The following is a 6687-nucleotide window of genomic DNA, read 5'->3' as shown; positions in this document are numbered from 1 at the left end:
GCTCAAACATTTGATATTGAGGTGGAGCAGATCCACTACTTTAACGGAATTTGTGATTTAAGCTATGTCAACTATTCAGATGCATCCAATGAGTGGCTAGCATTTGAACGGAACACACCTGTATGGGGCGATACGTACCATATTCCATTCAAAGAGATGGCAGCATTACAAGGTCCTGTATTAAATGTCGGACCATTTGGTAAGGATGCCCATCAAAAAACAGAGCGATTGCATGTGGATAGTGCGTTTAAAGAGATGCCAATTATGATTGATACATTGATTAAAAGTTTATTTTAAGTAAAAAGAAACTTCATTCAAAGTAGCTTTCATATCCTTTCATTTGAATTGTTACCTAATAATCTAAGATGACACAGTACAAAATAGAAAGAGGTTGTTATATGGATTTTGCCGCTTTAACTGGTAAAATAGCAGGGATTATCTGGAGTAATGCATTAGTTTATCTTTGCTTAGGAGCTGGCGTTTACTTTTCGCTTATTATGAAGTTTCCACAGGTGCGTCTCTTCAAAGATATGATTAAACAATTATTTAATAGAAAAACTTCGGCAAATGGCGTTTCATCTTTTCAAAGCTTTGCAATGGCATTGGGTGGACGTGTCGGTATTGGGAATATAGCTGGTGTAGCTACTGCAATTTATTTTGGAGGACCAGGTGCTATCTTTTGGATGTGGGTTATAGCCTTTTTAGGAGCTGGTGCTGCCTATATTGAGTCCTCGTTAGCTCAGGTTTGGAAACAAGAAATCGCAGGAGAGTATCGTGGAGGGCCAGCATACTATATTGAGAAAGGGTTAAAAAATAAGCCATTTGCTATATTATTTGCTATCGCTACAATTATAGCAACTGGTTTCACTGGCTCAGGTGTTCAAGCCTTTAATATTGCTGATTCTACAAAAAATGCATTCGGGATTTCACCAATAATTACAGGTATTATTGTTTCAGCAATATTTGGATTTGCTATTTTTGGCGGTATTAAAAGGGTTGGAAAAGTTGCAGAATATGCAGTACCATTTATGGCAACTGCTTACATACTTCTTGCATTTATTATTTTATTTATCAATATAAAAGAGGTACCTGCAATATTTGCTTTAATTTTCAGCTCTGCCTTTAATTTAAATGCTGCATTCGGTGCTGTTTTTGGAAATGCAATTATGTGGGGAGTAAAAAGAGGGGCTTATTCAAATGAAGCAGGTCAAGGTACCGGAGCACAGGCAGCTGGTACCGCAGAAGTATCTCATCCTGCTAAACAAGGGCTTGTCCAAGCATTCTCGGTCTATGTAGATACACTACTTGTTTGTACAGCTACAGCCATTATGATCATCTCCACAGGCAGTTACAATATTGCCCATCCTAATGGGGGATTTTTGGTTGAGAATCTACCAGGAGTTGAAGCAGGTACTGCATTCGCACAAGAAGCAATTAACTCATTCATTCCTGGTTTAGGAAGTCCTTTTGTTGCTATCGCTGTATTTTTCTTTGCAATAACTACTATGCTTGCTTTTGGGGTATACACGGAAAGTAATGTTGCTTACTTATTTAGAAACAATAAAAACTTTGCTACTATTGCTATTGTCGTAAAAGTACTACTAGTGATTTCTATCTTTTTTGGAACGATTCGTTCCTCATCAACTGCTTGGAATCTTGCTGATATCGGTGTAGGTACACTTGCATGGTTAAACCTAATTGCTATTATCTTATTAACAAAGCCAGGTATAGCTACATTAAGAGATTATGAAGAGCAAAAGAAGATGGGGCTTGACCCAGTCTTTATTCCCGAAAGATGTGGAATTAAAGATGCTGAATTGTGGAATGAAATAACTGAAAAAAACTATCCAGATCAATTAGCCGCATTAAAAGAAAAAGTTGGCGACTTGAAATAATTAAATGAACCCTGTAGTAGTCACTAAGAAGTTGAAAAGTTGCCGCTATGCAGGGTTCTTGCTTATTAAATTTCCATAGAATTTAAGTTAGATTATCTATCTTTCAGTTGGAAAATGCTTTACTTGATCAACTGCCTCTAATAATTTTTTTGTTACAATTTCTGATTCATCAATATGGCTTGTTAGAACGCGATTTGTTTCATCAAATAAGGCTGTCGTCCTATTAAATTTATGCATAACGTCTTCGTTTGATAGCTTCTGATCTTTAATGGAAGCTAATAGCTCATTTATTCCCGTTTGAACATTTGTCATAATATGCAGCAATTGATCAATTTTTACTGATGTTTTAGCACTTTTATCAATGCCTTCTGTTACTAGCTGCATGTTATTTTTATTATCCTCGTAAGCAAGTCCAATTTGTTCTTCTATTTTCTTTGTTAAATTAGCAATATCTTCTGTGCTTGTTTTCGTATTTTCAGCTAATTTGCGAACTTCCTCGGCAACAACCGAAAAGCCTTTACCATGCTCCCCTGCTCTTGCTGCCTCAATAGATGCATTCAAAGCTAGTAAATTGGTTTGATTTGATATTTCTCCAATAACATTTACTATTTCCGCTATTTGCTTTGAGCGCTCACTTAAATTACTCATGCTTAAAGATGTTTTTTGAGACTGCTCTCCTAACGCATCAATCAAATGCTCTACCTCCTGAACAGCCTGCTTACTTTCAACCGATAATGTCATCATTTGATCCGAGGAAGAGATTAATAAATTGCCTTTATCTAGGGCATTTTCAGAAATTTTATTGGATTGAATTGTGCTATCCTCCACTTTATTAAACTCTCCTACAATATCTGCGACCATTTCTCCTAAAATAGTATGCTGGTCATTTACCTTGTTATGTTGTTCAATAGTTTCAATGATTTCCTTATGTAACTCATTTAAAAAAATTTGAAAATCATGATCTTTCTTATCCAGCTTTGCATTCAGTTCATCAATTTTAGCCTTAAAATGCTCTATATCTACTTTTTTTGATCGAAACATTGTTAACACAGCCATCACCTCAGAAAATAGAATATGAATATGTATTTATTTTACTGGATTTAAAGTAATTAATATACATTTTAAGAAAAAAACAAACACTCACTACTAACAACGACATAGCGTGATAGCAGTGAGTGTTTTGTTTTTTAATAGGCTAAACCAAACAAAGCTTTAATATGTGTTAAGTAACGAATATTAGAAGCTTCTTTCATTAATGTTGCAGGAAGGCCTTTAAGCTCTGTGTTGCTTGCACCAATTGTAGCAACAGCATCTTTACGACCTAAGCTTGCAAGTGTGCCAGAGTTTACAGCTGAGAATGCTTTCATGTCTTGGTTTTTGTATTGTGCAAATACATTATAACCAGCACATTCACCCATTTGCCATGCAACTTGTGCTGTTGGAGCGTATAGTGGACGACCTCCATCAGCTGGTAGGGCAACAGATGCATCACCAATAACAAAGACATCTTCGTGAGATGTAGATTGTAAGAATTCATTAATCGTTGCTTTGCCACGATCAGCAGCTAGACCTGATTCGCCTACGATTGGAAGTGGAGCTACCCCACCTGTCCAAACAAGTGTATTTGCAACAATTGGTTCACGATCTTTTAAAGAAATAACGTTGCCGTCAACACCTGTTACTGGTGTACCTGTAATAAATTCTACGCCACGTTTAGTTAAGCTTTCAGTAGCGCGTTGGATAAGTGTATCTGGAAGAACTGGCAAGATTTTTGGACCAGCTTCAACAAGTTTAATTTTAAGATCAGCAAAATTAACACCATGTTTTGCAGCGATTTTCGGGAAGTTGTCCACGATTTCACCAACAAGCTCAACACCTGTTAAACCGCCACCACCAATAACGATTGTTGCATCTGCTTCATCTTTAGATTGTGCATATGCTTTAATGCGGTCTTCAATATGTTTGTTGATTTTATTGGCATCATTTACTGATTTAAGAACCATAGAGTTTTCTTCTAATCCTGGGATACCAAAGAATCCTGTTTGGCTACCTAAAGATACTACAAGTGTGTCGTAAGTTAATGTATAACCATTATCTAGATCAACTTTTTTAGTATCAACATTAAATTTGGATACTTTCGCAATGTGTAGGTCAATATCTAAACCTTTAAAGATTTTTTTAAGTGGTAATGCAACAGCACCTTCTGCAATTGTACCACCAGCTAAACGGTGAAGCTCAGTGATAATTTGGTGTGTTGGGAATTGGTTTACTACAGTGATTTTAGCTTCATCAGCTGATAGATACTTACGTGCTGTTAATGCAGTTAAAACGCCAGCGTAACCTGCACCTAAGATGACGATTTCTTTTGACATGATTAATTAATCCTCCGTCCTTACGAATTGAATTTACCTTTAGTCTTATTTGGCTTTGCGTTCTGAGCTTACTTGTAAGAAAGCATTAACAAAACGGAAAACATTTTGAACTTGAGGGTCTTTTAACATTTTCACAAGACCGAATAAACCAATTACTTCGTGGCTTTCAGATGCACGGTCTTTCGCTTCAATTGCAGTTGCTGCAAGGTTTTTCGCAGAGCCAACTACAGGACCAGCGATTTCTGTTACTGCTCCAACAGTATCGTTTTTAAGCACTTCGTCTGTTGCAACAGCTTGAGCAAACTCATATGATTTCGTTAATAATGTCATCATTTCAGTTAACTTCGGTAATTGCTCAACTAAAGTTGTAAGTGATTCTTGAACTTCAGGCTTTAATAATTGATCTAGTACATCTAATTGCTCTTTACTCACAGTTACTTGTTCAGCCTGTGTTTGGTTATTCGTTTCTGACATTTTGAACTCTCCTTTGCCATCACTAGTACTATTTTTTATTACTTACATGTAAAAAAGACCATTAAGGTAAAACTTAACAGTCGTTACAGCGTATATCCTACACAATCACCAGTCACAAGGGCTGGATAGCGATTCGTATGACTTGTTATTACAATGTTTACTTTAAATCGCAAAAAGCGCATCATAATACCATCCTTATCTTGTCTTGGTGACATTACAACCTTCATTATAAGACTGTTTGTACATTATTTCAATGAGCTATATCACAATTTCGACAATCTTTTCAAAATTCATTGATTTCATCAACTATTAACTGTCTTGCTATAATAAATTTTCCAATGCATATAATTTTTAATGAACATTCTTTTTCCTGTCATCTCTATATCCCCTTCTTTTTGGAAAGCAGATAATCGACGGCTTCAGGTTTCTCTAGTAGTATTCATTAAGGAAGTTAAATCTTTTTTGTTAGTGTCAATAGAAATGTATCACTCTTGGCTAACGAAGTAGATTTTAGAATAAAGGAAGCAAGTCTTTCACTCATTTCTTTAGAAATAGCTTCACTCTAATGATTTTCCGTCTCCTCTATACGAGCAGAAAGCTGGGCTTGTGCAACTGTTGTATCAAACGTTTATGAAGCATAATCAGCTTCTACAAGGCATCTCTATCGTTGCACGGCTGTCACCACATAAAATTATAGTTCTTCAAAAATGAGCATATAAAAAGCTCCATATAAAGTAGGAGCTTGTCTTTATTTTAATTTAATTACAATAACACAAACGTCTGTAATTGCTTCTAAGCTGTGCTTTTCAGATGGTTTTAAAGCTAAAATTGTATCTTGTGTCAAAATTCCCTCCACACCTTCAACGATAAAGCGAGCTTCACCAAATTGAACAATAATTAGCACTTCATTGTCCGCATGATGCTCAGCAATTTTTTCACCTGCACGCAATTGAATGTTCAAAATATCTGCACCAGCGATACTCCCTAATTTACCAATATGTTTAGTCTTTTCTTCAAGCATTGCTTGGATTGATATAATTGTCATTATCATTCCCCCATTACACTGTTGTCCCTAGTTTTAGGCTAATATAGTTTCTTTTTGATTTACGATGTTCCACTACTTTCTAGGCCACACCCCCACTATAATAAAGAATCGCTCTAATTGTCTGTGACTTACATCACTAAAAAAGAAGTATCCCAAATAAATGAGATAACTCCTTTTAAAAACCTATTTTATGTTAACGTTTTTCAACAGAAAGCCAGAAGAAATTTGTTACTTCCTTTGCCGTCACATCTACTGAGCCTAGCAAAGTTTTACCATCGCCATCTTTAAAATACCCTACAGTCATTAATGCCATAAAGTTATGAGCGAAAAACTTTGCATTTCCTTTTCGAATTGTGCCCTTTTCCATCTCTTCTTGCATAGACTGCTCTATTGTTTGATACATACCATTTTCGGATGTTTGAACTTGTCTCAGCTGCGTTTCCGAAAGATTGATGGTAGCCTCTTTCATAAAATTTTTCATATCAATATCAATCGTGGCTGATAAATGAACTTCAACGAGCTGTTCGAGTCGTTCTTTAAATGGTTTAGGCTGCTCTAAAATTTGTAGAATAGATAGCTTGATACGATCCATCATAGCGATTAAAGCAGATGTATATAAATCCCCTTTAGTTGGGTAGTAGTAATAGACAGTCGCCTTTGTTACGTTACAAGCCTTTGCTACATCATCCATTGAAATATTTTTGTAGCCCTCTTTAATAAAAAGTCTTGTGGCCGTTTCAAGGACAATATCTTTTGTAGGTTTCGCATTTTCATCATGGCGAGGTCTCCCGAGAACACGCGGTAATTGTTTCAACAAGTTCGCCTCCTTAATTAAACATTCTTTTTACGCATATTATAACATATTAATATTTATGGATTGATTAATTAACCTTCTAGTATA

Annotated in this window: 7 protein-coding genes and 1 pseudogene; 2 read left to right on the top strand and 6 right to left on the bottom strand. The window is 35.8% G+C overall.

The genetic code is table 11. The features are described 5' to 3' along the window. A pseudogene (locus JIN86_RS22685) lies at positions 1–297 on the top strand (amino acid degradation protein); the annotation flags it as partial. A 101-nt stretch (positions 298–398) separates the two neighbouring features. After that, on the top strand, positions 399–1895 hold the full coding sequence (locus tag JIN86_RS22680) for an alanine/glycine:cation symporter family protein (protein ID WP_004227764.1): 1497 nt from the start codon (positions 399–401) through the stop codon (positions 1893–1895). A 96-nt stretch (positions 1896–1991) separates the two neighbouring features. On the opposite strand, the gene JIN86_RS22675 is transcribed toward JIN86_RS22680, so the two are convergent. The 6 genes from JIN86_RS22675 to JIN86_RS22655 form a co-directional block, all read right to left on the bottom strand. Next, the gene (locus tag JIN86_RS22675) at positions 1992–2936 is read right to left on the bottom strand and encodes a methyl-accepting chemotaxis protein (RefSeq protein ID WP_237497399.1); all 945 of its coding nucleotides are present in this window, start codon (positions 2934–2936) and stop codon (positions 1992–1994) included. A gap of 146 nt (positions 2937–3082) precedes the next feature. After that, positions 3083–4267 (bottom strand): NAD(P)/FAD-dependent oxidoreductase, encoded by a 1185-nt coding sequence (locus JIN86_RS22670; RefSeq protein WP_004227760.1) that lies wholly within the window; start codon positions 4265–4267, stop codon positions 3083–3085. 45 nt (positions 4268–4312) lie between these two features. Next, positions 4313–4741, bottom strand: coding sequence for a helical membrane plugin domain-containing protein (locus JIN86_RS22665; protein WP_004227758.1), 429 nt, complete (start codon positions 4739–4741; stop codon positions 4313–4315). An 83-nt stretch (positions 4742–4824) separates the two neighbouring features. Continuing rightward, positions 4825–4956, bottom strand: coding sequence for a hypothetical protein (locus tag JIN86_RS23850; RefSeq protein WP_009373326.1), 132 nt, complete (start codon positions 4954–4956; stop codon positions 4825–4827). A 533-nt stretch (positions 4957–5489) separates the two neighbouring features. After that, positions 5490–5786, bottom strand: coding sequence for a cupin domain-containing protein (locus JIN86_RS22660; RefSeq protein WP_004227751.1), 297 nt, complete (start codon positions 5784–5786; stop codon positions 5490–5492). A gap of 193 nt (positions 5787–5979) precedes the next feature. Continuing rightward, positions 5980–6600 carry a TetR/AcrR family transcriptional regulator gene (locus tag JIN86_RS22655; protein ID WP_202342944.1) on the bottom strand — a complete coding sequence of 207 codons (621 nt, stop codon included), beginning with the start codon at positions 6598–6600 and terminating at the stop codon, positions 5980–5982. Between the last annotated feature and the right edge of the window lie 87 nt (positions 6601–6687).

It is taken from the genome of Lysinibacillus sp. HST-98 (genome assembly GCF_016757845.1).
Classification (GTDB): Bacteria; Bacillota; Bacilli; order Bacillales_A; family Planococcaceae; genus Lysinibacillus; species Lysinibacillus capsici.
The sequence above is the reverse complement of the archived record's forward strand: the minus strand, read 5'-3'. Positions and strand labels throughout refer to the sequence as shown.